This window comes from Pseudomonas sp. KBW05 (assembly GCF_003852405.1).
In the GTDB taxonomy this organism is placed as follows: Bacteria; Pseudomonadota; Gammaproteobacteria; order Pseudomonadales; family Pseudomonadaceae; genus Aquipseudomonas.
The window spans coordinates 45,103-72,022 of the sequence record NZ_QAJM01000020.1 but is presented as its reverse complement, the minus strand read 5'-3'; the positions used below and the strand labels follow the sequence as shown (position 1 = coordinate 72,022).

General features: G+C 61.6%; 23 protein-coding genes. 12 read left to right on the top strand and 11 right to left on the bottom strand.

Annotated features, from left to right (window positions below; translation table 11 throughout):
* Positions 1–48 precede the first annotated feature (48 nt).
* Together DBR46_RS20285 and DBR46_RS20280 are read right to left on the bottom strand one after the other, a co-directional pair.
* Complete coding sequence (locus DBR46_RS20285) at positions 49–2,760, bottom strand: AAA domain-containing protein (RefSeq protein ID WP_124527707.1); 2,712 nt, start codon at positions 2,758–2,760, stop codon at positions 49–51.
* A 238-nt stretch (positions 2,761–2,998) separates the two neighbouring features.
* Positions 2,999–3,517 carry a GNAT family N-acetyltransferase gene (locus DBR46_RS20280; protein ID WP_124527607.1) on the bottom strand — a complete coding sequence of 173 codons (519 nt, stop codon included), beginning with the start codon at positions 3,515–3,517 and terminating at the stop codon, positions 2,999–3,001.
* Positions 3,518–3,798: 281 nt separating this feature from the next.
* Here DBR46_RS20280 and DBR46_RS20275 point away from each other — a divergent pair, with 281 nt between their 5' ends.
* Positions 3,799–4,692, top strand: a complete 894-nt coding sequence (locus tag DBR46_RS20275) for a LysR family transcriptional regulator (RefSeq protein WP_124527606.1) — start codon at positions 3,799–3,801, stop codon at positions 4,690–4,692.
* Here the strand turns inward: DBR46_RS20275 and DBR46_RS20270 are convergent.
* From DBR46_RS20270 to DBR46_RS20250, 5 genes are all read right to left on the bottom strand, one after another.
* Positions 4,689–5,804: a carboxymuconolactone decarboxylase family protein gene (locus tag DBR46_RS20270; protein WP_124527605.1), complete on the bottom strand. Its 1,116-nt coding sequence runs from the start codon at positions 5,802–5,804 to the stop codon at positions 4,689–4,691. The genes DBR46_RS20275 and DBR46_RS20270 overlap by 4 nt on opposite strands.
* A gap of 10 nt (positions 5,805–5,814) precedes the next feature.
* Complete coding sequence (locus DBR46_RS20265) at positions 5,815–6,870, bottom strand: alpha/beta hydrolase (protein ID WP_124527706.1); 1,056 nt, start codon at positions 6,868–6,870, stop codon at positions 5,815–5,817.
* Between the two features lie 102 nt (positions 6,871–6,972).
* Positions 6,973–7,638 (bottom strand): TIGR02466 family protein, encoded by a 666-nt coding sequence (locus DBR46_RS20260; protein WP_124527604.1) that lies wholly within the window; start codon positions 7,636–7,638, stop codon positions 6,973–6,975.
* Positions 7,639–7,717: 79 nt separating this feature from the next.
* Positions 7,718–8,929 (bottom strand): FAD-dependent monooxygenase, encoded by a 1,212-nt coding sequence (locus DBR46_RS20255; protein WP_124527603.1) that lies wholly within the window; start codon positions 8,927–8,929, stop codon positions 7,718–7,720.
* The gene (locus DBR46_RS20250; RefSeq protein WP_124527602.1) at positions 8,926–9,411 is read right to left on the bottom strand and encodes a MarR family winged helix-turn-helix transcriptional regulator; all 486 of its coding nucleotides are present in this window, start codon (positions 9,409–9,411) and stop codon (positions 8,926–8,928) included. Before DBR46_RS20250 ends, DBR46_RS20255 begins: the two co-directional genes overlap by 4 nt.
* A gap of 298 nt (positions 9,412–9,709) precedes the next feature.
* On the opposite strand from DBR46_RS20250, the gene DBR46_RS20245 reads away from it, so the two are divergent.
* The 7 genes from DBR46_RS20245 to DBR46_RS20215 all read left to right on the top strand — a co-directional run bounded on the left by DBR46_RS20245 (position 9,710) and on the right by DBR46_RS20215 (position 18,336).
* Positions 9,710–10,330 carry a LysE family translocator gene (locus tag DBR46_RS20245; RefSeq protein ID WP_124527601.1) on the top strand — a complete coding sequence of 207 codons (621 nt, stop codon included), beginning with the start codon at positions 9,710–9,712 and terminating at the stop codon, positions 10,328–10,330.
* Between the two features lie 97 nt (positions 10,331–10,427).
* Positions 10,428–10,943 carry a sigma-70 family RNA polymerase sigma factor gene (locus tag DBR46_RS20240; RefSeq protein ID WP_124527600.1) on the top strand — a complete coding sequence of 172 codons (516 nt, stop codon included), beginning with the start codon at positions 10,428–10,430 and terminating at the stop codon, positions 10,941–10,943.
* Positions 10,940–11,911: a FecR domain-containing protein gene (locus tag DBR46_RS20235; RefSeq protein ID WP_124527599.1), complete on the top strand. Its 972-nt coding sequence runs from the start codon at positions 10,940–10,942 to the stop codon at positions 11,909–11,911. Before DBR46_RS20240 ends, DBR46_RS20235 begins: the two co-directional genes overlap by 4 nt.
* 95 nt (positions 11,912–12,006) lie before the next feature.
* Positions 12,007–14,448 (top strand): TonB-dependent siderophore receptor, encoded by a 2,442-nt coding sequence (locus tag DBR46_RS20230; RefSeq protein WP_124527598.1) that lies wholly within the window; start codon positions 12,007–12,009, stop codon positions 14,446–14,448.
* 363 nt (positions 14,449–14,811) lie between these two features.
* Positions 14,812–15,675, top strand: a complete 864-nt coding sequence (gene dapA / locus DBR46_RS20225; RefSeq protein ID WP_124527597.1) for a 4-hydroxy-tetrahydrodipicolinate synthase — start codon at positions 14,812–14,814, stop codon at positions 15,673–15,675.
* Positions 15,676–15,796: 121 nt separating this feature from the next.
* Entirely contained in the window at positions 15,797–17,173 is a 1,377-nt protein-coding gene (locus DBR46_RS20220) for a pyridoxal-phosphate dependent enzyme (protein WP_124527596.1), read from the top strand.
* Positions 17,170–18,336, top strand: a complete 1,167-nt coding sequence (locus DBR46_RS20215) for a cystathionine gamma-synthase (protein WP_124527595.1) — start codon at positions 17,170–17,172, stop codon at positions 18,334–18,336. Before DBR46_RS20220 ends, DBR46_RS20215 begins: the two co-directional genes overlap by 4 nt.
* Positions 18,337–18,473: 137 nt before the next feature.
* Here DBR46_RS20215 and DBR46_RS20210 read toward each other — a convergent pair whose 3' ends face one another.
* Positions 18,474–20,672, bottom strand: a complete 2,199-nt coding sequence (locus DBR46_RS20210; protein ID WP_124527594.1) for an OsmC domain/YcaO domain-containing protein — start codon at positions 20,670–20,672, stop codon at positions 18,474–18,476.
* Between the two features lie 162 nt (positions 20,673–20,834).
* On the opposite strand from DBR46_RS20210, the gene DBR46_RS20205 reads away from it, so the two are divergent.
* Positions 20,835–22,400 (top strand): PAS domain-containing methyl-accepting chemotaxis protein, encoded by a 1,566-nt coding sequence (locus DBR46_RS20205; RefSeq protein WP_124527593.1) that lies wholly within the window; start codon positions 20,835–20,837, stop codon positions 22,398–22,400.
* A gap of 81 nt (positions 22,401–22,481) precedes the next feature.
* A complete protein-coding gene (locus tag DBR46_RS20200; protein WP_124527592.1) occupies positions 22,482–23,102 on the top strand; it encodes a LysE family translocator in 621 nt (206 codons plus the stop codon).
* Between the two features lie 10 nt (positions 23,103–23,112).
* On the opposite strand, the gene DBR46_RS20195 is transcribed toward DBR46_RS20200, so the two are convergent.
* A complete protein-coding gene (locus tag DBR46_RS20195; RefSeq protein WP_124527591.1) occupies positions 23,113–23,694 on the bottom strand; it encodes a hypothetical protein in 582 nt (193 codons plus the stop codon).
* Between the two features lie 122 nt (positions 23,695–23,816).
* Here DBR46_RS20195 and DBR46_RS20190 point away from each other — a divergent pair, with 122 nt between their 5' ends.
* Both DBR46_RS20190 and DBR46_RS20185 read left to right on the top strand, forming a co-directional pair.
* The gene (locus DBR46_RS20190; RefSeq protein WP_124527590.1) at positions 23,817–24,404 is read left to right on the top strand and encodes a hypothetical protein; all 588 of its coding nucleotides are present in this window, start codon (positions 23,817–23,819) and stop codon (positions 24,402–24,404) included.
* Positions 24,397–25,935, top strand: coding sequence for a hypothetical protein (locus DBR46_RS20185; protein ID WP_124527589.1), 1,539 nt, complete (start codon positions 24,397–24,399; stop codon positions 25,933–25,935). The genes DBR46_RS20190 and DBR46_RS20185 overlap by 8 nt, the downstream gene beginning before the upstream one ends.
* Positions 25,936–25,941: 6 nt before the next feature.
* On the opposite strand, the gene DBR46_RS20180 is transcribed toward DBR46_RS20185, so the two are convergent.
* Positions 25,942–26,388, bottom strand: a complete 447-nt coding sequence (locus DBR46_RS20180; protein ID WP_124527588.1) for an NUDIX hydrolase — start codon at positions 26,386–26,388, stop codon at positions 25,942–25,944.
* Entirely contained in the window at positions 26,381–26,824 is a 444-nt protein-coding gene (locus DBR46_RS20175) for an HIT family protein (RefSeq protein WP_124527587.1), read from the bottom strand. Before DBR46_RS20175 ends, DBR46_RS20180 begins: the two co-directional genes overlap by 8 nt.
* Between the last annotated feature and the right edge of the window lie 96 nt (positions 26,825–26,920).

Here is a 26,920-nt window from a genome sequence, read left to right as displayed (position 1 = left end):
GAAACCCCTCAAAAATGAAATCAGGCGCTACAGCTTCTAGCCCAGTGTTTATGCTCCATGCGCAGAGCTAGCCCACTGTTCGATAAATTCGCCAACTCTGCGCTCTATGTCACTCTCTACTGTCCGCAGCCGCAAAATAGGAATACCACTTTTAGCCAAAATCTCATTTTTCATGGCATCCCGAGCTGCCTGTATGGGTTGGTCGTGGTAGCCACCATCGACCTCGATCACCCCTATCGGTTTCTTGCCCACTTTGAAATAGATCACGAAATCGCAACTAGCGCGTTTCATGAACGCCTGCTGGGGCGCCGTCCAGTCGAGGCTGCTCAACGATGCAACCTTATCCAGCTGGATCTGTGTGTGATACTTCAACCCCTGGCACGCCGGTACCGACAGCGCTTCGCGCAGTAACTGTGCCACGATCTGCTCGGATTTGTAGCGCGAGTCCTCAGGCCGCAGGCGGGCGTCCAAGCGTGCCAAAGACTGGTCGTACTCGCGGTACAGCAAGTCAAATGCCGACACCACCGGCGCGCGTACGATCTGCTCGTCCTGCGCGTAGTAGCTGATGTAGCGGATCAGCGCGGCGATGTGGCCATTGTTGTCAGTGAACACCTCGTCGCCGGTCACAAAGGTGAAGCGATGTTTGGCCCGCGAAACTGCCACGTTGATCATGTGTGGGTCGTCGACGAAATCCAGGCGTGTTCGCATCTGGTTGTAGCGCTTCTTGTCCAGCACCGTGGAGAAGACGATCTCCTCGCATTCGCGCCCCTGAAACTTGTGTACGGTGTCCTTGACGAAATCCGTCGGCAAATGCGTGTCGGCAAGATTGATTTGCGCCCGAAACGGGGCGATGTAACCGCGACCTTCACTGTCCAGTCCAACCGGCTGCCCTTCATCCTCAAGCACCTTCAGCAAGGAGTCTAACTCCCGTAGGTTGGTGTTCTTTCTGGCATGGTTACCCTTGGCTGTCACTACCAGGCGTAGGGCCGCTTCGCCCTTGTCCTCGGTCATCGGCACCAGTGCGTTATCGTAGAACTGCTGGTTGCAGAACTGGATGATCCTGGGATGGCAGCGGTAGTGCTCTTTCAGCAGGGTTCTGGGCAACGCGTCCTGGAACACTGCAATGCACGAATCCAGCAGGCTGTAGTGCTCGCAATCGTATGCTTCGGCGGGCGCTTGGAGCCCTAATGCCACAGGGATATGCGGCAACTGGCGGTTGTCTCCAACGACGATTAAATTCTTTGCACAGCCCAATGGCAGGATGCCCGGCACGATGTCCTGCAACGAGGCTTCGTCGATGATCACGTAGTCGAGAACCGCTCCCGGCGCGATCGAATTGACGATCGAGTGCGTGCCGCTGCCCAGGATGGGAAAGCGCAGCACGAAGGCATCGAAATGTCGGCAGTAAGTCTTGACATCAAAGCTGTCCGACGGCGGTACCTGAAGTTGCAGGTGGTGTTTCAAATGGTGCATCGATGCTGCTGTCAGTTCTTTCAGCAGGGTCGTGAAATTCCCGCGTGCCAACGATTCACGGCACGCCCGCTGCTCCGCTTCCTTGTCCCGTAGCGACTTGTCGTAGTAATGCATCTGCAGTGCATGGAAAACAGCAAAACGCCCCTCTCCCTCGGCGAATGGCTTGGTGCGAAAGATTCTGAATTTGAACAGTAACTCGATGCGGTCTTTGAGTTGAATGCGCTGCTCGCCGAGGTAAGCCAGGTAAGCCATGAGGTCCGCAGTTTTACGCGGTGTCAGCCCGTACTTGTCGAGCGAGCCTGTGGCCTGCACATCATTTTCTGCCTGCCACTGCTGCAGGTAGCGCCGCTCGATGACCAACTCGTCCAGTTCGGTTTGCAGTTGTGCAACCCGGTTGTGGTCTTGCAGGTACTGCTTCAAGCGGCTCAGCAAGGCCTGGATCTCATCCAGGGACGGTGCTGGCTCGGGCGCGCTTGATGGCCATGCAGGCAGATCAGCGAAAAAGGCCTCACGCTTGTCCTTGTTGCCAAGCTTGGCGACCAAGTGGCCAAGGCCATATTTCTCCAGCTTTTCGTAGACGTTTTCCACGGCAGCATTGTTGTTGGACAGCACCGCTACCGTCTGACCACGTAACAGAACATTGGCGAGGATGTTGAGAATCGTCTGGGTCTTGCCGGTCCCTGGTGGGCCCTCGATCACGCTGACTTGCGCGCTGAACGCCCGCTCGACCGCCTGAAGCTGACTCTCGTTGAGCCCGAACGGATAGATGAAGCCCTGACCCGGCGCGAGCGTACCGTTGCGCCCCGTACAATAGGCCTGCAAGGCAGTGCCCGAGACAGCGGGCAGTTTTTCGAGCTGGCGCACCACATTACTGGCGATTTCACGATCAGTCTTCGACTCAGCATGGCTCTGTCGGGCATTCGCCACGGTAGTCAAATAGCGGAAGACCGGCGTGTCCTTCATCGATGTCGGGGCAGTAAACGTGATGCCGTCCATCTTATAGACATAGGGCTTTTCGGCGCCCGGGTAATGCACGATGGCATAACGCTCGCCGTAAATCGTAGCCTTGGCAATGGGCGTGGCGATCATGCTGCCGGGCTTTTGCAGCAATACATTGGTCAGTTCGCGGGTGGGCGAAACTTGGCAGTTACTGAGCGGGCGGGTGTATTTTTTCTGGGAGGGGAAGTGACAGGTCAGTTCCATGGCTTTGTGTTTGTCGCTCCAGCGAATCGCCCAGTCGCTGATCGTTGCGGTCTTGTCCTCACCATCCACCTGAATAGAAGCCATTTTCATTATCCCTATTTCCATGACATCAGGCTTTGCCTGGTGCCGAATGCTCCCTGCTCCATGAGAAGCCATATTGCCATCATTGCGTGCCGGATCGATAGCCGACTCATGCGTTTAGTCATCTTTCAACAAAGAGCTGGGATCGCTTCGCGACCCAGCGGGAGCAAGCTCCCTCGCCACAGGTGCTGTGTTTGTCATTGATTGACTGGCATTTTGGAGTGCGTTACCTCCGTCACATCTAGCGGGATAGCGACAGCTGATACCTCACCTCCACCAACGTCACCCCCCCTCTCTCCAGCGTGCGCTCACTCCCCGCCTCCTCCACGCACCCTGCCCTGCGATAAAACCGGATAGCCCGTTCATTCCCCGCCAGCACCCACAGCGTCAAACGCTGAAACCCCTGCGCCCTCAACTGCTGCACACCGGCTTGCCACAAGGCCAGCCCCACGCCCGTGTGCCAATGCTCGGCCAACACATAGATAGCCATGACCTCACCACTCTCCCCCACGACAGCATCTTCATCACGGCCGGCGCCCATGCATATCCAGCCAACCACCTGCCCGCCCGCCTCCGCGACCACTGCATTGGATTCACCCGATTCAATCGAGCGGCTCCAGAACGCTTCTCTCCGTGCCAGGGTCGCGCTCAGCGAGTGCAGGTAGTCGGCCGGCATCAGGTCGCGATAGGCGGCTTGCCAGCTGCTGATATGCACGTGGGCAATGGCCTTGGCGTCGGAGGGCAATGCGCTACGGATCATCGAAGTCGTCCTTCTTCGGGTAGGGAATGCAGGTGGAGCCAGTCTGCCGCCATTGCATGACAGAAACTCATGCCACTCAGTCAAGGGCAAACACTGTATCTGTGGCGAGGGAGCTTGCTCCCGTTGGGCTGCGTAGCGGCCCCGCTCTTTGATTTCAAGAGCAGGGAGCGTTGCGCACTCCAGCGGGAGCAAGCTCCCTCGCCACAGGGTCAGCGCTCGTGCTTAGCCGACTGGCATTTCCATAGGCATAATCAGCTTCCATTCATACCAGAGCCGTATCAATGAGCGCCGATCGTTACGACCAACTGGCCATTTTTTCCATCGTCGCCCAGGAGCGCAGTTTCACCCGCGCCGCCGCCCGCCTCGGCATGTCACAACCGGCCTTGAGCCGTGCCATGCGCCAGCTGGAGGAACGCCTGGGCGTGCGTTTGCTGGCGCGCACGACCCGCAGTGTGTCGGCGACCCAGGCCGGGGAGCATCTGTTGCAGGTGATCGCGCCGCGCTTCGAGGAGATCGACAGCGAGCTGGCCTTGCTCAGCAAGTACCGTGACACACCCGCCGGCAAGCTGCGGATCACGGCCGGGGAGCATGCGGCGATTTCGGTGTTGCATCCGATGCTCGGCAAGCTGCTGCCGGACCATCCCGACCTGAATATCGAGATTATTGTGGATTACGGTTTCACCGATATCGTCGCGCAAGGCTTTGATGCCGGGGTGCGCCTCGGTGAGCAGGTGGCCAAGGACATGATCGCCATGCGCATCGGCCCGGATATGCGCATGGCGGTGGTGGGGTCGCCGGCGTATTTCGCGCGGTACCCGGTGCCGCTGATTCCCAACGAGTTGATGGCGCACAACTGCATCACCTTGCGCATGCCCACCCATGGCGCGCTGTATGCGTGGGAATTCGAAAAGGCCGGCCAGGCGTTGAACGTACGGGTCGAGGGGCAGTTGGTGTTCAACACCATTGCCATGCGCCTGGAGGCAGTGCTCCAGGGCTTGGGGTTGGCGTACCTGCCGGAGAACCTGGTGCTGGAGCATGTGGCGCAGGGCCGCCTGGTGCGTGTGCTGGAGGATTGGTGTGAGCCGTTTTCCGGCTACCACCTGTATTACCCGAGCCGGCGCCAAAGCTCGCCGGCGTTTACCCTGGTGCGCGACACTTTGCGTTATCGCGACTAGTGCGCGTCGAGGGCTGCGGTGGTGCGCTGGGCCGCCGCGACGTCACCTTGCTCGGCCAGCAGTTGCGCCACTTCGCGCAATTGTGCGGCGCTCAAGCCTACGCGCAGACTCGCTGCGATATGTGAGCGCAGCTGCGGCTCGACGCCGGGGGTGACGGCCAACGCGGCGACGGTCGCCAGTTCGCGGCTCTGCCAGTCGAGGTTGTCCCGCGCGAAGATGTCGCCGAACAAGTGTGCTTGCAGGTATTGATTGATCACCGGGGCGAACTCGAACAGCGGCCCCTGGACGGGGACGCCGGCGATTTTGGTCTGGTTGGCTTTGCCGAGGATCAGCAACTGTTCGCCGACTGGAATCAGCGCGACGGGCTCACGCCCTTGCTCATCTTTAATACCGCCTTGCTTGCGCGCTTCCACCACGCGCATCAGCTCGCCGAGGGCGTTGAGGCTGCGGGGGAAGCCGGTGTAGGCGTACAACTGCACAAGGATTTCCTTGGCTTCACTGATCGTCAGGCCGGCGTTCAGGCCCTGGTTCAACGCCGCGTTCAAGCCAGGCAGATTGCTGGTTGCCATCGCGGCGGCAATCAGCGGGATGGCCTGTTGTCTGGCTGAGAGCGCACTGCCGATGGCCGCTTTGGGCAACGGTTTGAGGTACTCCGCATCGCTGACCTTTTCCAGCCACTCGACATTTTTGCCGTCAACCGATCCGGTCACCGCCAAGTGCATCATCGCGCTATTCGGCGCAGCGCCGTGCCAATGCTTGACGCCCGGCGGGCAGACGACCACATCCCCGGGCAGGATGCGCTGCACCGGCTTGCCCCACTCCTGGGTCAAACCGACACCCGACATCACCACCAGGCGCTGGCCCGCCGGATGCGTATGCCAGGCCGACCGTGCGCCCGCTTCAAAGCTGACGTAGGCACCGGACGCGTTGACCTCCTCGGACGCCGAAAACAACGGATCCACCCGCACCTTCCCGGAAAAATAATCCTCAGGCCCCACCATCGGCGCCTGGCTGTTGGCGCGGCGGATCTGCTGTGATTCGCCGACACTCTCGGCGCCTGCGGCAAACGGCGCCGTGGCGCACAGTGCAATGCCTAAGAGCGTGCTTTTCATACCGAGCCCCTCACAGCGTACGGGCGTAGAACGCCGTCAGTTGCTCGATGGCGCTGTCCACATACGCGGGCACCCAATAGGTTTCGATGTGCGTGGCGCCCTCAATCTTGAACAACTGCTTGTCCTGGGTGCCCGTGGCCTTGGCAAACGCCTGCTCGGTCATGTAGAGACTGTCGGCCTTGCTGCCGGCGATCATCAGCAGCGGCTTATCGATCAGCTCGATCTGGTCGGTGGCATCGAAGCTCATCAGGTCCAGCAAGCTGCTCAAGGTGTATTTGAAAGTGGAATTGGGGTGCGCGTGAGTCTTGCCGTAATACTCAAAGCCCTGGCGATACAGGTCGAAGGGCAGCTTGGCGACTTGTTCATCGGTCAGCTTGACGTCGCCGGTGTACACCACCGCACCGCCAGCCGCTTCTTGCGCGCGGGCGGCGGACGCTTGTTGCAGGCGTTCCTGGATCGTCGCGACTTGCGAGTCCTGGTAGCCATTGCGCCTCACTAGGCCCGAGTTGAACATGCTCACCGTGGCAATCGAGGCGAAGCGCTTGTCGGTGCGCGCCGCCGCCAGGGAATAACCGCCGCCGCCGCAAATCCCCAACAAGCCCAGGCGCGTGGCGTCGGCGCCGGGATAGTTGGCAATAAAGTCGGCCATGCCGTGGATGTCTTCAATGCGATGGGCCGGCTTGTCGACGTTACGCGGCTCGCCACCACTGGCGCCCTGGTAAGCCGCATCGGCAGTGATGGTGATGTAGCCCTGATCGGCCATGCGCTGGGCATACAGGCCGGCGACCTGCTCCTTCACCCCGCCATTGGGATGGGCGACGACCACCACCGGGTATTTGTGCTTCGCGTCATAGTTCGCCGGGGTGTAGACGTTGGCGGTGATGTCCAGGCCATTGAGCTTGTAGCTCACCGGGTGGATGTTGACCTTGCCGGGCTCGTTCTTCGTCAGCGCGCCGGCGTACGTCAGGGTGAAGGGGTTTTGCTTGTAGTCCGCTGCTTGCAGTTCGGCGCCGGACATGCCGATCATCGCGGCCATGAAGGTGGTTTTCAGTGTGGTGCGCATCAGATCAGTGCTCCGTATTGGCTTGAAGAGCAAACTACCGTTCACGCATTGATCGATAAACCGGCTAAATCACATAGCACTGATACCAAAATCACATAAACCCGTTCATACACCAAAGTTGAATGCGATGGACATCCGTGGCCGCGTCCCTTCAAAACGCCGTACGGCATGCATCAGCCAGGATGGAAACATCACGAAGGTGCCGCTGGTGGCCGAACAGGTGCTGCTGAACCCTGCCGTCAGGCAATCTTCGACGCGCATGCGCAGCGCTGGGTTGTAGGTCGAGGCCACCATTCCCCGTGGGTCGATGAACTCCAGGTCACCGCCGACACTGGCATTTTCTTCGCGCCCGCCTGCATCGACCCAGTAAACCCCGGACCAGAATGCACCAGGATGCCCATGCAAGGCGTTGCTGTGGCCGGCCTCATTGACGTTGGCCCAGGCGTTGAGTTTCCACTCAAACGCTGGCTCAGTGAAACCGTATTGCTCGTTGTGCACGGCGGTCAGTTGGTTGGCGAATTCCCTGGCAAAGCCCACCAATGCATCGCAGGCTTCCCCGCCCCACTGCGCGAAGTCGTGGGCGGATTGCCAGCCGCCATCGTTGCTACGTTGGGTGCCGCAGAGGTCCTGCGCCATGCGCGTGGTGATGAGCGTCTTCAGCTCAGCATTGAGCCATTGCGCATCGGGGTATTGAAGGCTCGCCAAGGGCGTGGCGAAAAGCCGGCGGATGTTGATGAGGTCAGGATTTACACGCGTGCTGCTGGGTTGCATGGGCTGTTCGCCAGGTTGTGCCAGAAGGCACAGACCATACGGGGCGAAAGCCTTGAGCGATGTAAACCTTTGTTAAGGTCTAGGGGGTTTTAGTAATACGGGCCTCGTCGTAGCACGGCAACTTGATGGCGTCGGCTTTTGGCGACAGGAGTTTGCCAAACAGGGTTTTGAACCCCGGCGCGGTGGCCAGCCTCAATACCGCATGCCCAAGGGCAATGCCCGCGCGCGAGTGCGGCGATGCCAGCCTTGGGGCGAACTTGGGTACGCTTTGCGCCTGCTTGACGTAAGGCCTCATCAGCTTTTCATACGCCGCAAACGCCTGGCGGTGGTCGGCGTGAAGCCCGAGCTCGCCGGCCAGCACATAAGCGCCACACAACCCCAGGCTAGTGCCCATGCCGCTGATGGGCGATGCGCAATAGGCGGCGTCCCCAACCAACGCAATGCGGCCCTTGGACCAGCGGGGCATTTTGACCTGGCCCACCGCATCCAGATAAAGATCGCTGGCGTGTTCCAGCGCGGCGAGTACGCGGGGCGCCTCCCAGCCGGCATCGGCAAACACGCGCTTGAGCAATGCGACTTGTGCGTCCCTTGTGAGCTTTTCGTAACCGCTGGGCGCTTGCTGAAACGACAAGAAGGCGCGCGTGGTGCCCAGGTTGTCCGGGCGCAAACAGATACAACGGCCACCGGGCAGGTTGTGCCAGCGCATCACCTGGCCATCGCTCGGCGCGCGTGGCACAGTGAAATACGCGGTGTAGAGATCCAGGGAGCGGCGCTCGACTTCGTTGCCGAACACGTGATTGCGCGTCGCTGAACCAATCCCTTCGGCAATGATGACCAGATCGTAAACCTGCTCAACACCCTGCTCGAAGCGCACGTGCACCTGGTCGCTATCGTCTTCCAGGGCATTGATGCTGTCACCGAAGCGGTACGTGACCCGATCCTCGCTTTGTTGGATCAACAGCTTGGCGAGTTCGCCGCGCAGGATTTCCAGCTCGGCAATCGGGCCGTCCCCGTCGAAGGCGTTTACACCAATGAACGCCTTGGTCCGATTGCCTTGGTCCACAAAGGCGATGCCTTGTTCCTGGGTGCTATTGGCCCGAATCAGTGCCTCCAAGCCCATACGTTGCACCACCACCCGCCCTGCTCCCCGCACGTCGATGGTTTGCCCGCCATCGCGAAACGCCGGCGCCTTCTCGACCACCGTCACGTCCATGCCCTGCCGGGCCAACCAATACGCCAACGCGGGGCCGGCGATGCTGGCGCCGCTGATCAATACCTTTTTAGAGGTCATGACTGCTCCCCCGGCAACGTGTTGCGGTAGACCTCGATCACCTGCCCCAGAAACGCCTCGACCACCGCGCGATCCTGGCCTTCCAGCGCACCGAGTACCGTGCTCAGCCCGCCGAGCATCGGCGCAATATGCCGATATGCCTGTGCCACGGATGCGGGCAGCGGACACACCAATACCCGGCGCTTGTCCTCCAGCTGCCGCTCGCGCACCACATGCCCCGCGCGTTCCAACCGGTCGATGACCTGGGTGATGCCTGCGGTGGTCACCGAGAGGCGCGCGGCGAGCTCGGTCGGCGGCAGCGGGCCGTCGGTGATCAGGTGCTCCAGCGCGGCCATGTCGGTCTGGTTGATGCCCAGCGCCGCGCCTAGGTGGCCTGCGGATTTGCGCGACAGGATGGCGATCTGTTGCAACTGCTGGCCGACCGGATCGCTGGCGATTTGCAGGGTGCGTGGGTCCTCGGCGAGGGATTGGGGGGACATCATGGGTGGGGCTCTGGTGGTTTGGAGAAGCGAGAAATTAACATATAGCTAACTTGCTTAGCTACCTTAATCCCCAGTACAACCCGATTGCCCTCCGTGGCGAGGGAGCTTGCTCCCGTTGGACTGCGCAGCGGTCCCAGCCTTTTAAACAAAGAACTGGGGTCGCTTCGCAACCCAGCGGGAGCAAGCTCCCTCGCCACAGATGCAGTGTTCGTCTTTGACTGACTGGCATTTAGGATTGCCCAGGCAACTTCCTCTCTTTACTCTTCAGCCTCCCCAGCCACGCGACCCCGGAGCCGCCATGGACCTCGCCACCCTCGCCCTTTTCCTCCCCGCCTGCTTCGCCTTGAACATGGCGCCCGGCCCCAACAACCTGTTGTCGGTGAGCAACTCGACCCGCTACGGCTACCGCACCTCCTGCCTGGCTGGCATCGGCCGCCTGCTGGCGTTCGCCGGCATGATCGCCCTCGCCTCCGCCGGCCTCGCGGTGGTGCTGCAAACCTCGGAGTTGTTGTTCTACGGGATCAAGATCCTCGGGGCGGCGTACCTGTTTTACCTGGCGTTTCAGTTGTGGCGGGCGAGTCCGCAGGGGGAATCGGAGGCGGCGACGGCCAAGGTAGGCTTGTGGGCGTTGGCGCGGCAGGAGTTTTTGGTGGCGGCGGGCAATCCAAAAGCCATCCTCATCTTCACCGCGTTCCTCCCGCAATTCGTCGTCCCCGGCCAACCTATCACCCCGCAATTCGCCGTGCTGGGCGCGATGTTCCTGGTACTGGAATGGATCGCCATCAGCGCCTACGCCTATATGGGCCTGCACATGCGCCGCTGGTTTGCCGAGCCGCGTGGCAAGCGGATATTCAATCGCTGCTGCGCAGGGTTGTTGTCGGCGGCGGCAACGGTGTTGTTGATGGCGCGGCGGGCATAAGCCAGGAATAAACACAGTCTTTACTTGCTGACCACGGCTTGCAGACACTAGGATGCGATGAATTCTCAAATGCACTGTGTTCTTGCAGAGGCTTTCCGTGTCGTCGTCATCCACTCCCCCGGCTCCGCACGCCGATATTCGCGCGTTGTACATCGATCATCACGCCTGGCTGCTGGGCTGGTTGCGCAAACGGCTGCACCACGGTGACAGCGCCGCCGACCTGGCCCAGGATACGTTTGTACACATCCTCGGCAAGCCGGAGCGGTTGCAGGAGTTGCGCCAGCCACGGGCCTGGTTGAGTACGGTGGCCCATGGTTTGTTGGTTGATCGGGTGCGCCGCCAGCGGGTCGAGCGGGCTTATCTGGAGGCCATTGCTCACCTGCCGGAAGCTGAGGTGCCGTCGCCGGAATCACAGTTGATCCTGCTGCAAACCCTGGCGCGCGTAGACGCCTTGCTCGATGGCCTGCGCCCCAAGGTGCGCATGGCCTTTCTGCTGTCGCGCCTGGAGGGGCTCAGCTACAAGGAGATCGCCGGGCGCTTGGGCGTGAGCCTCGGGTCGGTGGAGAAGTACATGGCCTGTGCCATTCGCCATTGCTATCTGGCTCAGCAATGAGCACACAGCCATTGCCCGATACCGTGCTCGACCAAGCCATCGGCTGGCGGGTGCGGATCGAATCCGACGGTTCAAACCCTCAAACCCTGGAGGCGTGCCTTCGTTGGCGCCAAGCCGACAAGCTGCATGAAACAGCCTGGCAAGCGCTGCATAAAAGCGACGCGGCCTTCCAAGGGCTGGCCGCGCTGCCGGGCACGGTGGCGCTGGATACCTTGGAGCGCTTGCACAGCGGCCATCACAGCCGGCGCCAAGCGCTCAAATTGCTGGGGGTGGGAGTGGTCATCACGGGGGTTACCGGCTGGCAGTTGCGCGACAGCACACAGCTGCCCTGGGGCGCGGACTATGCCACCGGGGTGGGCGAACGGCGTCAGTTCCTGTTGCAGGATGGCACGCGCCTGCAACTGAACACCGCCAGTTCAGTCGACGTCGAATTCACCGCGCGGCGCCGGCTGATCAGCCTGCGGCGCGGCGAGATCTTCGTCGATACCGGCAAGGACGGCACCGCGCCCGATGGGCGTCGCAGCTTCTGGGTCAGTACTCGGCACGCGCAGTTGCAGGCCATCGGCACCGCCTTCGGCGTGCGTGATGAGCAACGCGGCACACGGGTTCGGGTCGAGGACGGCGTGGTGGCGATTCACGGCAGGGGTGAACCGGTCCTGATCGCCGCCGGCGAGGAATACCTGATCAGTATCAACGACAGTCAACGTGTCCAGACCAGCACCCTGAACGCCAGCGCCTGGACACAGGGGCAGTTGGTGGCCAAGCGCATGCGCCTGGGCGACCTGACGGCCGAATTGTCGCGTTATCGTCACGGCTGGCTGCGCTGCGATCCCGCCATCGCGCAGCTAGAGGTCTCGGGCGTCTTCCAACTGGATGACATCGATCGCGCGTTGAGCGCGCTTGGCGACTCATTGCCGGTACGCATCGAGCGATTTACGCCACTCTGGACCCGCGTCGTAGCTCGTTGAGCCGGATGAGAAATAATCGCAAAAAAGTTTACGGGTTTTTCCGGGGCCTTCGACAAACAGAACATACCCTGTGATTCGAAAGGAGCTCGTCGTTCATGTCCTCTGCTGTGATTTCCCCTCGGCCACTGCCCCGCAGTGCCCTTGCACTTGCCCTCCAGGGCATTCTACTGGCCGGTGTTGCGGTGCAGTCCGCGCAAGCTGACAGTCGTCATTACGAATTGGCCGCCGGGCCACTGGAAGAATCGCTCAACCGTTTTGCCCAGGCGGCCGGGATCACCCTGCCCTTCGACCCGGCGCTGGTGCAAGGCAAGCGCGCCCCGGCACTGCGCGGGGACTACGACGTACATGATGGTCTCAGCCGCCTGCTGGACGACAGCGGCCTGAGCGTGATGCGCAGCGCCAGCGGCAACTACCTGCTGGTACCGCGCGGCGGCAATTCCGGGGCGCTTGAGTTGGGCGCCACCAACATCAGCGGCCTGAACCTCGGGGCTACGACTGAAAACAGCGGCTCCTACACCACCGGCGCCATGCAGACCGCGACCAAGCTGCCATTGTCCCTGCGGGAAACGCCGCAGTCGGTCACCGTGATTACCCGTCAACGCATGGACGACCAAGGTATGCGCAGCCTCGACGATGTGGTCCAGGCCACACCCGGGCTGCGCTTGGCCGCCGCGCGCCCGGCCAACAGCGAATTCTTCGCCCGGGGTTTCCCCATCACCAACCTGATGTTCGACGGCCTGCCTACCACCTACAACGCCGACTGGGTCGCCACCGCCGACCTGGCCCCGTACGACCGTGTCGAAGTGGTACGCGGCGCCACCGGCATGATGCAAGGCGCCGGCAACCCCTCGGCCGCCATCAACATGGTGCGCAAGCGTCCCACCCAGGCTTACCAGGCGAGCATCACCGCCAGCGCCGGCAGCTGGGACAACTACCGCAGCGAGCTGGACGTTGGCGGCCCGGTCAACGACAGCGGCACCTTGCGTGGCCGTTTTGTCGGCGCATACAACGACAAGGACAGCTATCAGGATTACGCCGGCCGCGAACGCGGCGTGTTCTACGGCGTCAGCGAGTTCGACCTGAACGACAGCACCACCCTGACCGTTGGTGCCTCCGAGCAGAACGACAATAACAACATCAACTGGGGTGGCTTGCCGGTGAACCCTAATGGCAGCCACATGGGCTTTTCGCGCTCGAAGACCTTCGGCTACAGCTGGTCACACCAGGACATCGACAACAAGACCCTGTTCGTCGAGCTCGATCAGCGCTTCGACAACGACTGGCGCCTGCACCTGGGCGCTTCGAAAAACTGGTCCGAGTTCAAGATGATGGGCGCCGTACTGGAACGTAACAACGACGCCAGCTACCGCCAACGCGTGTTCAACCAGGGCCGCGACTTCGACCAGTCCACCTACGATTTCTTCGCCAGCGGCCCCTTCGCCCTCCTTGGCCGCCAACATGAACTGGTGGTGGGCGCCAGCAAGCGCCAACTCAAGACCGAGGCCGCTGGCGGCACGGTATTCGTCAACAATATCGACATCAACCGTTTCAACCCCGGCGGCCTGGCGCGGCCGAGCGTGCCGGACATCTACACCCTCAGCGAGAAAGTCGATCAGGAAGGGCTCTATGTCACCACCCGCTGGAACCTCGCCGACCCGCTGAAAGTCATCCTCGGCGCCCGCCTGGATTGGTACGACGCGACCTCGATCTACGACCAGATCAACGACCAGTACTACACCTCAGGCAAAACCCGCGAGGTACGCCACCTCACCCGGTATGCCGGTGTCATCTACGACCTGGACGACAACCACTCGGTGTACGCCAGCTACACCGACATCTTCCAGCCCCAGACCGAAAAGAACGGCGACGGGGGCGGGATCAAGCCCATCACCGGGGAAAACTACGAAGTGGGCATCAAGGGCGAATACTTTGGCGGCGCACTGAATGCCAGCGCCTCGGTGTTCCAGATCGACCAGCTCAACCGCGCGGCAGAAGTGGCAGACGCCACAACTTGCAAATTCATCCCTGTCGGCGCCTACGCGTGCTACGAGGCCGCGGGCAAAGTGCGCAGCCAGGGCGTGGAGCTGGAGATCAACGGCGCACTGACCCCGAACTGGCAAGTAGGCGCCGGCTACACCTTCGCCCAGGCCAAGTACGAGAAAGATGCCGACGCCGCCAAGGAAGGCACCCTGTTCGACACTGACGTACCGCGCCATATGTTCAAGGCCAACACCACCTATCGCCTGCAAGGCGAGCTGAACCGCTGGCGGATCGGCGCCAACCTCTACAGCCAGAGCAGCACCTACAACAAGGGCCGCAATGTGTTCGGCAACTTCCATATCGAGCAGCAGGCCTATGCCTTGGTGGGGTTGATGGCCGGGTATCAGGTCAATAAACACCTGGACACCCAGCTGAACATCAACAACATGTTCGACAAAAAGTACTACCAGGGGATTGCCAGCAACTCCACGTGGAGCCCGTATGATGTGTACGGCGACCCGCGCAACTTTACGGTCACGGCGAAGTACAGTTTCTGACGGGATAAAAGCCGCGCATCAGCAGTGAGCGGGCGCATCCCGGTCACTGCGCCATTGAGCAACCGCCATAGCCTGGGCTTGACACACTCGCTCACATCCCCTGAAGATGGCCATCTCATTCAGGGTGTGACAATTCATGTCTACTAAGTCGCTGGTTAACCTTTCCGTCATTGGCTCGATTGCCAAGGCGCAAGGTTGCGTGGCGCACGCCCTCAAATCGAAGAAACAGTCGCTCATGTGACCGGGGCGCGCTGTCCCGTCAGATGAGCTGACAGGACATTGAGCGCGACGGTCTCCCCCCTTGCACAATTCCCTCTGCCCTTCTGACGGTGACTTGATCGGTCAATCATCAGGAGAAAGTGCATGTCAGCGTTTCAAGGTATCTGGGTTCCCGTGGTCACGCCGTTCCAGGATGGCGCCATTGATTTTATCGGCCTGCGCCGCCTGGTCAGCCATCTGCTGGAAAAGCACGTGGCCGGGATCATGGTGTGCACCACCACCGGCGAAGCCGCCGCGCTGAGCCGCCAGGAACAACTGGCCGTGCTGGATACGGTGCTGCAGCTGGTGCCCGCGCAGCGCGTGGTGATGGGGTTGTCGGGCAACAACCAGATTGAATTGCTGCAGTTCCAGAAGGACATCCTCCAGCGCCCGGTCGCGGGTTTGCTGGTGCCGGCGCCGAGTTATATCCGCCCGTCCCAGGCGGGGCTGGAAGCGTTCTTCCGCACGGTGGCGGATGCTTCCAGCGTGCCCGTCATCCTCTATGACATTCCCTATCGCACCGGCGTGACCTTCGAGCAGCAGACCTTGCTGAATATCGTCAGCCATCCGCGCATCCAAGCCATCAAGGATTGCGGCGGCAACCTGGCCAACACTCTGGCATTACTCGCCAGCGGTGAGGTGGATGTGTTGTGCGGCGAAGACCTGCAAATCTTCAACGCGCTGTGCCTGGGCGCCAGCGGTGCGATTGCAGCGTCGGCCCATGTGCACACCGAACACTTCGTGGCGCTGTGGCAACAGGTGCGGGATAACCAGCTGGTCGAGGCCCGTGGGACGTTCTTCAAACTGTTGCCACTGATAAACACTATGTTTATCGAGCCGAACCCGGCGCCAGTCAAGGCGGCACTGGCCCTGGAAGGCTTGATCAACAGCGAATTGCGCGCGCCGATGCAAGCTGCCAGCGAGGCGGCGGTCAGGCGCTTGCAGCAGGTGTGCAAGCTAGCCGGCTGATGTGCCAAGAAACAGACACGCGGCGAGCCGCCCGGTTGCGAGCCGTGCGATCCAGGCCTATGGTCCAAGGCATGCCTTGCACTTTGTTGTCCCACCTACGATTCCCGTAACAGGTGACACCATGCCCAGCCTGTCCCGCCCCGCCGTGCTCGACCTGATCGGCAACACGCCGCTGGTTCGGGTCAGTCGCTTCGACACCGGCCCCTGCACACTGTTTCTCAAGCTTGAATCCCAAAACCCAGGCGGCTCGATCAAGGACCGCATTGGCCTGGCCATGATCGACGCCGCCGAACGCGACGGCCGCCTGCGCCCCGGCGGCACCATCATTGAGGCCACCGCCGGCAACACCGGCCTGGGCCTGGCGCTGGTGGGCCGGGCCAAGGGCTACCGCGTGGTCCTGGTGGTGCCCGACAAGATGTCCACGGAAAAGGTGCTGCACCTCAAGGCCATGGGCGCCGAGGTGCATATCACCCGCTCGGACGTGGGCAAGGGCCATCCCGAGTATTACCAGGACGTCGCCGCGCGCCTGGCGAAAGGCATTGCCGGTTCATTCTTCGCCGACCAGTTCAACAACCCCGCCAACCCCCTGGCCCACGAGACCGGCACCGCCCCGGAAATCTGGGCGCAAACGGCGCACGACCTGGACGCGATCGTGGTGGGCGTCGGCTCGGCCGGCACCCTCACCGGCCTGACCCGCTTCTTCAAGCACGTGCAACCGGAACTGGAAATGGTGCTGGCCGATCCGGTGGGCTCGGTGATGGCCGAATACAGCCGCAGCGGCACCCTGCCAACACCCGGCTCGTGGGCCGTGGAAGGCATTGGCGAAGACTTCATCCCTTCGATTGCCGACCTGTCCAGCGTGCGCCACGCCTACTCCATCAGCGATGCAGAAAGCTTCGACCACGCCCGCCAACTGCTCAAGGCCGAAGGCATTCTCGGCGGTTCATCCACTGGCACCCTGTTCGCCGCCGCCTTGCGCTACTGCCGCGAACAGACCTCGCCCAAGCGCGTGGTCACCTTTGTCTGCGACACCGGCACGCGCTACCTGTCGAAGGTCTACAACGACCAGTGGATGAACGACGCCGGCCTGCTGCAATACAAGCACTACGGCGACCTGCGCGACCTGATCGCGCGCCGCTTCGAAGACGGCCGCGTGATCAGCGTAAGCCCCGATGACACCTTGCTCACCGCCTTCCAGCGCATGCGCCTGGCAGATGTCTCGCAACTGCCGGTGCTGGTGGACGGCCGTGAACTGGTGGGCGTGATCGACGAATCCGACATCCTGCTGGGCATACACCATGACGCTGCGGATTTCGGCATGGTGGTTGCCAGCGCCATGACCGGTCGCCTTGAAACCCTCGCCCCCAGTGCCAGCCTCGCCGAACTCCAGGAAGAACTGGATCGTGGCCTGGTGGCAATCATTGCCGACGCCTCCGGCTTCCATGGCCTGATCACCCGCGTCGATCTGCTCAACCATCTACGGAGAACCCTTGCATGAGCCTGCCCGATAAAAGCGCGTTTGCCACCCGTGTGATCCACGCCGGGCAAAGCCCCGACCCGACCACGGGCGCGCTGATGCCACCGATCTACGCCAACTCCACCTACCTGCAAGACAGCCCCGGCGTGCACAAGGGCTTCGATTACGGGCGCTCCCACAACCCCACGCGGTTTGCCCTGGAGCGTTGCGTGGCGGATCTGGAAGGTGGCACCCAGGCGTTTGCCTTCGCCTCCGGGCTGGCCGCGATTTCCACGGTGCTGGAGTTGCTGGACGCCGGCGCCCACATCGTCTCCGGCAATGACTTGTATGGCGGCACCTTCCGCCTGTTCGACAAGGTGCGCCAACGCAGCGCCGGGCACCGTTTCAGCTTTGTGGATTTAAGCGATGTGTCAGCGTTCGAAGCCGCATTGCAGGACGATACGCGTATGGTCTGGGTCGAGACGCCCAGCAACCCGTTGCTCAGCCTCACCGACCTCAGCGCCATCGCGCGTATCTGCCGGGCGCGGGGGATTATCTGCGTGGCCGACAACACCTTCGCCAGCCCGTGGATTCAGCGGCCGCTGGAGTTGGGGTTCGACGTGGTGGTGCATTCCACCACCAAGTACCTCAACGGCCACTCGGATGTGATCGGCGGCATTGCCGTGGTTGGCGACAACCCTGAACTGGCGGAACGCGTGGGTTTCCTGCAGAACTCCGTGGGCGCCATCGCCGGGCCGTTCGACGCTTTCCTTACCCTGCGCGGCGTGAAAACCCTGGCCCTGCGCATGGAGCGCCATTGCAGCAACGCACTCGACCTGGCCACCTGGCTGGAGCAACAGCCGCAAGTCTCGCGGGTTTACTACCCCGGCCTGGCTTCCCACCCACAGCACGCACTGGCCCGCCGGCAAATGCGCGGGTTTGGCGGGATGATTTCGGTGGATTTGAACACCGACCTGGCGGGCGCCACACGCTTCCTGGAAAACGTAAAGATTTTCGCCCTGGCCGAAAGCCTGGGAGGCGTGGAAAGCCTGATCGAGCACCCGGCGATCATGACCCATGCGAGCATCCCCGCCGCCACCCGCGCGCAGCTCGGGATTGGCGATGGGTTGGTGCGGTTGTCGGTGGGGGTTGAGGATGTGGAGGATTTGCGCGCGGACCTGGCCCAGGCCCTGGCACATATCTAAAGCTAGTCGCCGATCAAAAATGTGGGAGCGGGCTTGCTCGCGAAAGCGGTGGATCAGTGAACCTATCTTTGACTGACACACCGCATTCGCGAGCAAGCCCGCTCCCACACTAGCCCGCATTCACAGGGAGAATTGCGTCAAGCTGAGGTAACGTTCGCCCGCGCCGCATGCAGCTTCTTGTAGCTCTCAATCAAGCGCTGATGCCGATCCAGCCCTTCCAGCTTCATGCTGGTCGGCGTCAAACCATGGAACCGCACACTGCCATTGACCGAGCCAATCACCGCGTCCATCCGCTCATTGCCAAACATGCGGCGGAAGTTGGCTTCGTAATCCGCCAGTTCCAGGTCGTCGTCCAGTTCCATCTCCAGCACCGCATTCATCGCCTGGTAGAACAGGCCACGATCGGCGGTGTTGTCGTTGTATTGCAGGAACATCTCTACGCACTCCTTGGCTTCCTCATGTTGCTGCAAGGCGAGGAAGATCAGCAGCTTCAATTCGAGGATGGTCAACTGGCCCCAGGCCGTGTTGTCGTCGAACTCGATGCCGATCAAGGTGGTGATGTCGGTGTAGTCGTCCAGCTCGCTTTCGATCAGGCGCTCCACCAGGGCGTTGAGTTCGGCATCGTCAAGGCTGTGCAGGTTGAGGATGTCGGCACGGAAAAACAGCGCCTTGTTGGTGTTGTCCCAGATCAGGTCATCCACCGGATAGATTTCCGAGTAGTCCGGCACGAGGATGCGGCAGGCGGTGGCGCCGAGGTGTTCGTACACCGCCATATAGGACTCTTTGCCCATGCCTTCCAGAATGCCAAACAGGGTCGCGGCTTCCTGCGCATTGGAGTCGGCGCCTTCACCGGAGAAGTCCCATTCGACAAATTCGTAGTCCGACTGCGCGCTGAAGAAGCGCCACGACACCACACCGCTGGAATCGATGAAGTGCTCGACGAAGTTGTTCGGTTCGGTCACCGCCTGGCCTTCAAAGGTCGGCGCCGGCAGATCGTTCAAGCCTTCGAAGCTGCGACCTTGCAGCAGCTCGGTAAGGCTGCGCTCCAGCGCTACTTCCAGGTTTGGGTGCGCGCCAAACGAGGCGAACACGCCGCCAGTGCGCGGGTTCATCAGGGTCACGCACATCACCGGGAACTCACCGCCCAGGGATGCATCCTTGACCAGCACCGGGAAACCCTGGGCCTCCAGGCCCTGGATACCGGCGAGGATCCCCGGGTACTTGGCCAGCACGTCGGCCGGGACATCCGGCAGGGCGAATTCGCCTTCGATGATTTCGCGCTTCACCGCCCGCTCGAAAATCTCCGACAGGCACTGCACCTGGGCTTCGGCCAAGGTGTTGCCGGCGCTCATGCCGTTGCTGAGGTAGAGGTTTTCGATCAGGTTGGACGGGAAGTACACCACCTCACCGTCGGACTGGCGCACGAACGGCAGTGACACGATGCCGCGCGCTTCGTTGCCCGAGTTGGTGTCGTACAAGTGCGAACCGCGCAGTTCGCCGTCGCGGTTGTAGACCTTCAGGCAGTAGGCATCGAGGATTTCCGCCGGCAGCTCATCCTGCGGGCCGGGCTGGAACCAGCGCTCATCCGGGTAATGCACGAACGGCGCGTTGGCCAGTTCTTCACCCCAGAATTGATCGTTATAGAAGAAGTTGCAGTTGAGCCGCTCGATAAACTCGCCCAACGCCGACGCCAAAGCGCCTTCCTTGGTCGCGCCCTTGCCGTTGGTAAAGCACATCGGCGAATGGGCGTCGCGGATATGCAGCGACCACACGTTGGGCACGATATTGCGCCACGACGCGATTTCAATCTTCATGCCCAGGCCGGCGAGAATCGCCGACATGTTGGCAATGGTCTGCTCCAGCGGCAGGTCCTTGCCCGCTATATAAGTGCCCGCTGCGGAGGTGGAATTGGGCATCAACAAGGCCTGGGCATCGGCGTCGAGGTTTTCCACTTCTTCGATGATGAACTCAGGACCGGCCTGCACCACTTTCTTCACGGTGCAACGGTCAATGGAACGCAGGATGCCCTGGCGATCTTTCTCGGAGATGTCCGCCGGCAATTCGACCTGGATCTTGAAGATCTGGTTATAGCGGTTTTCCGGGTCAACGATGTTGTTCTGTGACAGGCGAATATTGTCCGTGGGGATATCGCGGGTGGAGCAATACAACTTCACGAAGTACGCCGCACACAACGCCGACGAAGCCAGGAAGTAATCGAACGGCCCCGGTGCCGAACCATCGCCTTTGTAGCGAATGGGCTGGTCGGCAATAACCGTGAAGTCGTCGAACTTGGCTTCAAGTCGAAGGTTGTCGAGAAAGTTGACCTTGATTTCCATGCGGGCACACCAGAATAACGGCTAAACAAAAATGGCCGCCATTATGAGGTTTTTCCTCGGGAAGTTTCAGGCTTTTGACCAATGGCTGGCGAAATAGCCAATGTAGATTAATCTTTTCCCAGCTGAGGCCGATTGGCTGAGTGCAACCAGGGAGTAGTCGGAATGCGCAACAACCAGCCAGTAACACAGCGCGAGATTTCACTCGCGCCTCAGCAAAAACTTATTTCCGCCACCGACGTTAGAGGTGTGATCACCTACTGCAACGACGCCTTCGTTGAAATCAGCGGTTTTGAACGCGCCGACCTGATCGGCGCACCGCAAAATATCGTGCGTCACCCCGATGTACCACCCGCGGTTTTCGCGCACATGTGGAGTGCGCTCAAGCAGGGCCTGCCGTGGATGGGCATCGTCAAGAACCGCTCCAAGACCGGCGACCACTATTGGGTCAACGCCTATGTCACGCCGATCTTCGACGGCAGCACGGTGGTCGGTTTCGAATCGGTACGGGTCAAGCCCAGCGCCGATGAGATCCGGCGCGCCCAGGCGCTGTACCGGCGTATCAGCGCCGGCAAACCCGGCGTGCCACGCCAGGACGCGTGGCTGCCAGCGGCGCTGAACTGCGTGCCCTACGTGGCAACCGGCGTAGCCGGGAGCCTGGCGGGCCTGTTGCTCAGTGCGCCTCTCGCCCTGGCCGTGGCCGTCGCCGTGGCGATACCGGTCGGCGTGCTTTGCGCGCGTATGCGCCAGGCCAGTACCTTGCACTTGTTGCGCGGCGTGGAGCCTTCGACGTCAGACGCGTTGATCGCGCAGATGTACAGCGACGCCCGTGGCCCCCAAGGGCGCCTGGAAACCGCGTTCCTCAGCCAGGCCGCGCGCCTGAAAACCTGCCTCACGCGCCTGCAGGACAGCGCCGAACAACTCAGCGCCCTCGCCGGCCAATCCGATCAGTTGGCCAGCGCCAGCGCCCAAGGCCTGGACCGCCAGCGCGTGGAAACCGAACAAGTCTCGGCAGCCGTCAACCAGATGGCCGCCACCACCCAGGAAGTCGCCAGCCACGTGCAGCGCACCGCCGATGCCACCCAGCAAGCCAACGCCCTCACCGGACGCGGCCGCGAGGTGGCACGCGATACTCGCGAAGCCATCGAGCGCCTGTCCGCCGTGGTCGGCGAAACCGGGGTGACCGTCGCCCAATTGGCCCGCGACAGCGACGAAATCGGCAGCGTGGTGGACGTGATCAAAGGCATTGCCGATCAAACCAACCTGCTGGCCCTCAACGCCGCCATCGAAGCGGCTCGCGCCGGCGACATGGGCCGAGGCTTTGCGGTGGTGGCCGACGAAGTGCGCCAACTGGCCCAACGCACCTCACAATCCACCACGCAGATCCATGCGTTGATCACGCAATTGCAGGCGTCCTCCAACAACGCCGTACACAGCATGGAAAACGGCCAGCGCCAAGCCCAGGAAGGCGTGGCGTGGGTGCTGGAGGCGGACCAGGCACTCGTTGGCATCAGCGAGGCCGTGTCGCACATCACCGACATGACCACGCAAATCGCCGCCGCCACCGAGGAGCAGAGCGCGGTGGCCGAGGAAATCAGCCGCAATATCACCACTATTGCCGGGCTGGCTGACCAGACGTCTATCCAGGCTCATCAGTCCACCGACTTGAGCAAAGAACTGACCAATACCGCGGCCACCCAATACGCGTTGGTCGCCCGCTTCAATCGCTGAGCCCTTCCCTTCACGCGCCCTTTTACAGGGCGCCTTTGCATGCGCTAACGTCCACGTCTGTCTCTTGCGGATGCCAGCGCCATGTCCATCGCCGATAACCTCCTCGCCTTTACCTTCGCCGCCACGCTGCTGACGCTTACACCTGGGCTCGACACTGCATTGGTGCTCAGGACCGCCACGGTGGAAGGCAAGCGCCAGGCCTTGCAGGCCACACTCGGGATCAACGCAGGCTGCCTGCTGTGGGGCGCGGCCGTGGCGTTCGGTTTGGGGGCGCTGATTGCGGTCTCGGAAGTGGCCTTCAACCTGCTCAAATACTGCGGCGCGGCTTACCTGGCCTGGCTGGGGCTGAACATGCTGCTGCGTCCACGGCGCTCGCTGGCGTCAGCCGAGGTGGAGGGCAAAACCGGCGGCAACTGGTTTGTCAAAGGCATGCTGGGCAATGTGCTGAACCCCAAGGTGGGGATCTTCTACGTGTCGTTCCTGCCGCAGTTCATTCCCCAAGGCCAATCGCTGATCGCCTGGACCTTTGGCCTGGTGAGCATCCATGTGGTGCTGGGGCTGGCGTGGTCGCTGGTGTTGATCGGCGCCACTCAGCCGCTGTCCGGGTTCTTGCGCCGGGAAAAGGTCATCCAGTGGATGGACCGTACCACCGGGATGATCTTTGTGTTGTTTGCCGCGAAGTTGGCGTTGAGCCGGCGCTAGTGCGTTGAGCTCAGGAGAACACGCGCACGATCACCAGCAGCAATACCCCGAATGCGCCAGCGCAGACCAGGTTCAGCTTGGCGTTATGGCGGTCCAGCTTGCTGTCGATCGACTCGAGCAAGGTGTGAATATCGCCGGGATTTGCCGGTGGTGCGCTTTTCGCATCCGTAGCGGTGACATCGCCGTGAGCGGCCAGGATGCTGCCGCCGACACCGCCGCATGCGATGGATAGCAGCAAGACCACGGTATCGATGGTATTGGCGGTGATAAATACAGAAGGCGGCACATCGACCTTGCACGTACCAGATGCGTGAGTCAGCTCAAGCGCGCACTTCACGTACTCCGCGACGCCAAACTTGTAGACCATCGACGTGATCACGCCCAGCCCGATAATCAATATCCCTTTACGCACGCGCAGGGTCTTCATATCCAGGAGCAGGCCGAACAGCAGTACGGCGACCACACACAGAAAGCCACCCGTAGCCAGTGGCCACTCACTGATGGACACGGTTTTCGCGTACACAACAATCGCAACCACCACGCAAAAAAGAACAGCCCATTCCCACGTTTTGAACCACTGCTGCATCTTCATGAGCGCTTCCTTGCCGAATTTTGGGCGCGCAGTTTAACGACAAACGGTGATGCCGGTTGGCCAGCCTATAAAAAAACGCTATGGTCGCGCCTTTTGCAACAGGTCTACAGCGAGGGAATGCGATGGGCTTTTTAGATCGGTTGTTCGGTGGCCGCTTCACTATGCCGCCACCCGATGAAACAAACGCCAGCCATGCAGCGATCATGCGCGAGATGCGCTCGCCCGAATCTGTGGCGCAAAAACAGGCACTCAAGGTGTTCACCGAAACCCTTCTGGCGCGTGTGCCTGAGGCAGAAAGCGCGAGGCTCGTGCGCCGCGTCCTGCGTAAATATGCCGTGAACCAAGCCCCCGCCAGCGCATTGACCGAAGGTTTGCTCGACACCTCCAGAGGTCAAAAGCTCGCCGACCTTGCCTTGCTCGGCGTCGATTGGCGTGGCTTCGACGTGTTTGAATACCAGGCGCCGTACCTTGTGGCGGCCAGCGGTGTGCAAACGCCCTACCACTATGAACACACCGGCACCCGGCCGATGCTGGAAGTGCTGGTGAGCTTTGATCAGTGGCTCACCGGTTTCGACAAACGCTACCTGCACCTGGACTCAGGCGATGACGATTACGTCGGGTTTATCGTGGATGCCGACCGCGTTGAGTACACCCTCGAATTGGCCCGCCAGGCAGGCCTGAGCGTGAGCATCGGTACCGATCATGAGTGAAGCCGTCGCGCCAACACCGCGCAATTACTTGATCCGCCACTGGCGCGGCGAGTTCTCGCTGGCCCACTCATTCTGGATCAACGAAGTGTTGCTCAGCCTGGTGTGCCTGCTCGCGACATCGCCGCTGTACTTCCTGCTGGTGCGCAACCCGCCAAGCCCCACCGGCTTGCTGATGATGGGCGTGCCGTTCATGGGCGCCGCGCTGGCCGTCACACTCTGGCAAGGGGTGGGCGTGTGGCGTTCGGCCCGGCACCACCGCCAGCGCGGCGGCAAGTCCCGCTGGGTCACCGTGGTGCGCATACTGGTGATCGTCGGCGCGGTGCAGACGGCTTACTCGTTGTTCGATGTGGTCCCCGCGTTCAAGGCGGCGTTGCGCCTGGCCATGGATCCCAATGCGCTGCCCTCCTATCGCATTACCGCACTCAGCGACACTGAATTGGAATTCAACGGCGGCATCGCGCCCGGCAGCTTTTCAGCCTTCGAGCAGGCAGTGGCGGACCACCCCAACGTCACCACAATCCAACTGGACAGCCCGGGCGGCCTGTTCGGCGAAGCCCGGGCCATCGCGCGGCTCATCGAAGACAAGGGCCTGAACACCTATACCAACCACGAGTGCGTGAGTGCCTGCGCGTTGGTGTTCATGTCCGGCAAGCAGCGTTTGCTCGGTGCTGAGGGCAAGCTGGGCTTTCATGCCGCGACGCTGTTCGAATCGGGCGAGGCATCAACGGCCGTCGTCGAGCAGTATCGTGATGCCCTGCTCAAACACGGCGCCTCCAGGCAGTTCGTCGACAAAGTGCTGGCGACCGGCCGTGAAGACATGTGGTTCCCCGACATCACTGAACTCAAGCATGAGCACATCATTACCGCCACCGTAGATAGCCGGGACTTCACCGATGCGCGCCTGGCGAGGCTGCGGGAACCCGGACAACTGGACGCCCACCTGCGCAAGTATTTCCAGCTCAACACCCTGGCCGAAGACGCGCCTGCGCAGTACGAGGTGGAAAAAGCCAAGGCACAAAAAGCCCTGGATAAGGCCTCAACTTTTACCGCGTTCGATAAGCTCACGCGGGATCACGACACCTGGCTGATCCAGGAAGCCCTGCGCAAGGCCCCTGCCCCGCAACTGTTGCGATTCTGGCAAGCCCAGGCGGCGCTCGTGAACGCCGTGGGGCAAGGCGACGAGCAGATTTGCGCGTTCTACCTCAGCGGCGTCTACCCCGGGGGTTACAGCGCAATGCCAGACACCTTGCTTGCGCTGTTCACGGCCACACGGGACAGCCGACGCGAACTGGTCAAGGCCGCCGCCGAGGTCACGGGTGACGTGACCCCGACCGCCCAGGCCCGGGCCGATCTGAACCGCGTGTTCACCCACGCCGAGCCCGGCACCTACGACGCCTATCGAAACCCGACCCAACATGCCCCCGCTGAGGTGTGCAAAGCCCACCAAGAGCTGTACCGCCGAGTGCTCGCGTTGCCGAATCCAACGCGTGTCGCCGAGGCGTTTCGACTAGTGCCAGGGTACACGCGCTGAGTGGGGTCAGATGCCTGCGTCTTGCAGCATCTGGAGCAGCGCTTCAGGCCAGACCGTGTCGCTGGTGGTGCTCAGGTCGCTGACGGACCACCAATGGTGATCGGCCATGACTTTGGTTTCTGACAGGGTCCACTCGGCTTTTGACAGCGCGGTGCTGGGCGCGTGCACGACAAAATATTTCTCGATGGCCAGCACTGTTTCGCCACAGGGCAGCATCAAGACAACGCGGCGGTCGGCCACGCATACGCCAACGCTATTGCATACAAGGCCAGTCTCTTCGCGCAGTTCGCGTATCGCTGCGGCTTCGAAGGTTTCTCCCTCTTCAACACCGCCGCCGGGAGTGGCCCAGTAGTTTTGCCCGGCCAAGGCGCCGTCCTTGTGCACAAAGCGGAACAGCAGCACTTCGTGGGCGGGGCTGATCACCAAGAGCCGCGAAGCCTTGCGCTCACGCATTGGCCGGTGCCTCCAGCAGTTGCGCCAGAGCCTTGCGCAGCGGGCCGTGCAGCGCCTCGGCGTAGGGCGGCGCGTTTTTCCAGTCGTAAAACCAGGCCGGCATCCGCCGCTTGTCGTCGGGCTCCGAGGCATAACGCGGGAAGATATGGCAATGCAGTTCCGGCTCGGAATTGCCGAGGATCTCGTAGTTCATGCGCAAGGCATCGGTGGCTTGCAGCACGGCGTCGCCGAGGCGCGCCATGTCCAGCAAGTACGTGGCGCGGGCTTGCGCATCCAGGTCGTTGAGGCTGGCCACCACCGGGTCGGGCAACAACAGACAGTACCCCGGCAGAAATTGCACATCGCCCATCACCGCCCAGCCTGAGGCCATGCGGCAGATAACCTTGTCATTGGCACCGTTGCGAGCCAGTTCTACGCGTTCCGTGATGAGCGCCATGTCATGTCCTTGATCAAGATGAGGTGCAGGCGGCATCTTACCCGGCACGACTGCCCGGAAAACAGGCAAACCCACGTTAGGACAATACGCGATAAG

Excerpts from the sequence above, each read along its gene's own strand:
- DBR46_RS20210 (WP_124527594.1), bottom strand. The coding sequence starts at position 20,672 with ATGGAAATCAAGGTCAACTTTCTCGACAACCTTCGACTTGAAGCCAAG.
- DBR46_RS20235 (WP_124527599.1), top strand. The coding sequence starts at position 10,940 with ATGAGCACACAGCCATTGCCCGATACCGTGCTCGACCAAGCCATCGGC.
- DBR46_RS20185 (WP_124527589.1), top strand. The coding sequence starts at position 24,397 with ATGAGTGAAGCCGTCGCGCCAACACCGCGCAATTACTTGATCCGCCAC.
- DBR46_RS20250 (WP_124527602.1), bottom strand. The coding sequence starts at position 9,411 with ATGATGTCCCCCCAATCCCTCGCCGAGGACCCACGCACCCTGCAAATC.
- DBR46_RS20215 (WP_124527595.1), top strand. The coding sequence starts at position 17,170 with ATGAGCCTGCCCGATAAAAGCGCGTTTGCCACCCGTGTGATCCACGCC.
- DBR46_RS20270 (WP_124527605.1), bottom strand. The coding sequence starts at position 5,804 with ATGAAAAGCACGCTCTTAGGCATTGCACTGTGCGCCACGGCGCCGTTT.
- dapA (WP_124527597.1), top strand. The coding sequence starts at position 14,812 with ATGTCAGCGTTTCAAGGTATCTGGGTTCCCGTGGTCACGCCGTTCCAG.
- DBR46_RS20285 (WP_124527707.1), bottom strand. The coding sequence starts at position 2,760 with ATGGCTTCTATTCAGGTGGATGGTGAGGACAAGACCGCAACGATCAGC.
- DBR46_RS20195 (WP_124527591.1), bottom strand. The coding sequence starts at position 23,694 with ATGAAGATGCAGCAGTGGTTCAAAACGTGGGAATGGGCTGTTCTTTTT.
- DBR46_RS20260 (WP_124527604.1), bottom strand. The coding sequence starts at position 7,638 with ATGCAACCCAGCAGCACGCGTGTAAATCCTGACCTCATCAACATCCGC.
- DBR46_RS20280 (WP_124527607.1), bottom strand. The coding sequence starts at position 3,517 with ATGATCCGTAGCGCATTGCCCTCCGACGCCAAGGCCATTGCCCACGTG.
- DBR46_RS20220 (WP_124527596.1), top strand. The coding sequence starts at position 15,797 with ATGCCCAGCCTGTCCCGCCCCGCCGTGCTCGACCTGATCGGCAACACG.
- DBR46_RS20255 (WP_124527603.1), bottom strand. The coding sequence starts at position 8,929 with ATGACCTCTAAAAAGGTATTGATCAGCGGCGCCAGCATCGCCGGCCCC.
- DBR46_RS20275 (WP_124527606.1), top strand. The coding sequence starts at position 3,799 with ATGAGCGCCGATCGTTACGACCAACTGGCCATTTTTTCCATCGTCGCC.
- DBR46_RS20245 (WP_124527601.1), top strand. The coding sequence starts at position 9,710 with ATGGACCTCGCCACCCTCGCCCTTTTCCTCCCCGCCTGCTTCGCCTTG.
- DBR46_RS20230 (WP_124527598.1), top strand. The coding sequence starts at position 12,007 with ATGTCCTCTGCTGTGATTTCCCCTCGGCCACTGCCCCGCAGTGCCCTT.
- DBR46_RS20180 (WP_124527588.1), bottom strand. The coding sequence starts at position 26,388 with ATGCGTGAGCGCAAGGCTTCGCGGCTCTTGGTGATCAGCCCCGCCCAC.
- DBR46_RS20205 (WP_124527593.1), top strand. The coding sequence starts at position 20,835 with ATGCGCAACAACCAGCCAGTAACACAGCGCGAGATTTCACTCGCGCCT.
- DBR46_RS20175 (WP_124527587.1), bottom strand. The coding sequence starts at position 26,824 with ATGGCGCTCATCACGGAACGCGTAGAACTGGCTCGCAACGGTGCCAAT.
- DBR46_RS20200 (WP_124527592.1), top strand. The coding sequence starts at position 22,482 with ATGTCCATCGCCGATAACCTCCTCGCCTTTACCTTCGCCGCCACGCTG.
- DBR46_RS20190 (WP_124527590.1), top strand. The coding sequence starts at position 23,817 with ATGGGCTTTTTAGATCGGTTGTTCGGTGGCCGCTTCACTATGCCGCCA.